We start from the raw sequence: 3,016 nt of genomic DNA, 5'->3' as shown, positions 1-3,016 counted from the left end.
CCGCCAGTTCGGTGGCTTTCAGTCGCTCAGCGTTCGCAAGTAGCTGTCTTACCTTTGTTGGATCAGTCATTTCGCTTGGGTTTACTGCCATTCTTGATCTCCTCGGGTATTCGCTTGCATCACGTGCGCTGATGACTGAAAAACAAGCTAAACTGGATTTGCGCGGTGGTCGATGCTTCATCAGATGTCAATGTTCAATTGCGCGAAACCTTAGGAGGTAGGGACCTATCCGCACCGATCCGAAACTGCCCAGAGGCGGCGGGCAGCAGATTGCCAAGCGATGGTGGACAAGATGAGGATACTGCGAGAAATCGATTTCGAGGCGCTTTGGTGGCCGACAGCTGGAGAACTGGCTGGTCGGCGCACTCTAGCAGGCAACCAAGCCTACGACGATCTGACCTGGCTCTCGTGGAAAGATGTTGCCCGACTTCTCGATCTCGAAAAAAGTTTCATTGAGCGGATTGATAGCTCGGCAACCCCGTCGGAGGAAATGACGGCGATCGAGGACGAATTGTACGAGGATCCCGAGGGACTGTTGAGGTTGGACTTGGGCGTGGCGGCATGCGTCGCATCCTTGTCTGCAATGGGGTGCATTCCCTCCTCTAGTTGCAACGGCGGCGCTTTTGGTGGCTACCATCTGGAAGCTTATCCCCTCGTCATCTTTTTGGCAGACCGGGCGAGCGCTAGAAGAGTTTTGAAGATCGCGGAACGTGCAGGGTTGGGACTGAGGCAAGACGACGGCTATCTTGTTTTGTACAGCGACGATGCGAGGAAATTTTTGTCGTTTTCTGCGATAGCCTTAGACAATGCAGACATATAGCATTAATCGATTGTGGGCTATGTAACCTATGCGTGAGACGACACGAAAGGGTAGGTATCGTGACTTCTGGGAGTGAAGAAGAGGAGGGCCGTCAGGATCTCGACGGTTCCGCCGTTTCGCCGCCTTCTTCGGCTTACAGAACCGTCAACTTCCAAGCGGATTCAGCATTGCTGCGGGAACTTGGAGAGCGGCTTGTGGGCCAACCCCACATAGCCTTGGCGGAGCTGATCAAGAATGCCTACGACGCGGACGCTACATATTGCGAAGTGACGCTCGAAGAAGAGTCGATAGTCGTCACAGACAACGGCCATGGAATGGACGAGTCCGAATTCCTTCAGTATTGGATGACGATTGGCACACGTAACAAGCAGTTGCGCGGGATCAGTCGTGAACTTCGTCGCCATGTAACGGGTTCAAAAGGTGTGGGCAGGCTTTCCGCACAATTCCTAGCTCACAAGCTTGAGCTGATAACATCGTCTAAAAAAGATCCCTCGACCCAGCTCCGCGCGCTGGTCGATTGGGATGCAGCGATAGACGCTGGCGAGCTGACGCAAGCAACCGCTCTTTTCATTGTGGAACCCCGCGACAACGTTTTCGCCCAAGGGAGTGCTTGGGGGACTCGTGTCGTAATGAAAGCCTTGAAACAGGATTGGGATCGGGATCAGATTAAAGACCTCGGTCGACAATTGTGGATGATTCAGTCACCCCTACCTCAGTACGGGCTCTTGGCAAACAATGCGACCGACGCCAACGCCTTCAGCGTGAGTATGTCGTCGTGGCGTGGTGATCTCGCGGATGCCTTCGATCAGCAGATGGCGGCGGCTCTCGAGAATTACGATGCCGTCATCACAGGAGAAATGACCAGAGACGGCGACACCACGCAAGCCCACGTCACAGTGAAATTTCGGCACGGCGACACCTTCTCCGAGTCGTTTCAGGTGGCGGGTCTCGTAGACTCTGCGCATTGGAGTATCCGTGTCTTCAAATTGCAAGGCCGCCAGTTCGAAGGCGTCAAGGTTGCCGATGCTCGGGAATATTTCGAACGATTCGGCGGCGTCCAGGTGTATGACGCCGGATTTCGGTTGCCCTACTACGGAGTTCAGCAGGACTGGCTAGGCATCGAATACGATCATTCTCACCGGCGGAACAAGTCGGTGCTACTTCCTGAACGCCTGCACGTGAAACGCGCACTCAACGACCTTCCAACCCAGGGCAGGCTCTTCGGTGTCGTGTCGATCGACACCGGGAAGGAGGCCCGAAACGCGCGCGACGCGGAGAAGGAGAGTGGGGAGTTTCTGAAAATTCAGGTGACGCGCGATCGGCTTGTCGCCAACCGTGCCTACGAGGCATTGCAGAATGCCGTACGATGGTCTCTCGACTATTATGCCACCCGAGAGCGGCTCCGCGAGGAAAACGCATTAAACTTGAAACGACCGGAGGAGGCCAGCACCGACAAAGTCGGTCGCATAAGAGAGCTGGCCGTGCAGATCAGAAGTGACTATCGCGACGACGACAACGTCATCGCCTTGGAACGCGAGGTCGCCGATCTATCGAAGAACATAGAGGAAGAGCATCGGGCCGACGAATCCGCGCGAGCTTTGCTTGGACCCTTGGCATCGGCTGGAATGGCGGCATTGGCGCTGGAGCACGAGAGCCGCAAGGAAATGCGGCTCGGCCGGAATATCATTCGCAGGCTTCGATCCCTCTCTAGAGATTTGAACGACGACAGAATCGCCGGAATCGCAGACGAGGTATCTGCTTGGATCGAGAGGTTGGAAAACACCCGAAAGGTCTTTGCTCCGATGTTGGACGCAGACGACCGCGATCAGATCGAAGGCCTGTCGCTGCGTAATGTCTTGAATCAGGTGGTCGAGAACGCTCGACCATTGATTGGGGGTGTCTCGGTGGAGTTCGAAGTGCCGCGCGACATCATTCTCCCGGCGGCGACATTCGCCGAATGGAACTCATTATTTCAGAATGTACTGATAAACGCGGCCAATGCGACGCTCGACGTGGAGCCGCGACGAGTAATTTGCACCGCGGGTCGAACCGGGCGGTCCGCGTGGGCACAGGTCAGCGATAATGGCGCGGGGATAGACTGGCAGAGGTCGTCCGCTCTGTTCGAACCGTTCGCCCGCGAGATCAACATTTCCGAGGAGCGAAGGGGCCTTGGACTGGGTGGCATGGGTCTCGGCC

At 55.9% G+C, this 3,016-nt stretch carries 2 protein-coding genes; both read left to right on the top strand.

Annotated elements, in window-relative coordinates:
- Window positions 1–280 precede the first annotated feature (280 nt).
- Window positions 281–820: a hypothetical protein gene (locus tag A3AY_RS0126615; protein ID WP_018328725.1), complete on the top strand. Its 540-nt coding sequence runs from the start codon at window positions 281–283 to the stop codon at window positions 818–820.
- 59 nt (window positions 821–879) lie between these two features.
- Window positions 880–3,016 (top strand): ATP-binding protein (locus tag A3AY_RS0126610; RefSeq protein WP_154663337.1); only part of this gene is annotated, 2,137 nt, incomplete at its 3' end.

The sequence above is a fragment of the Rhizobium giardinii bv. giardinii H152 genome (assembly GCF_000379605.1).
Classification (GTDB): domain Bacteria; phylum Pseudomonadota; class Alphaproteobacteria; order Rhizobiales; family Rhizobiaceae; genus Pararhizobium; species Pararhizobium giardinii.
Note: the sequence above shows the minus strand (reverse complement) of the source record. Positions and strands in the feature narration are given on the sequence as shown.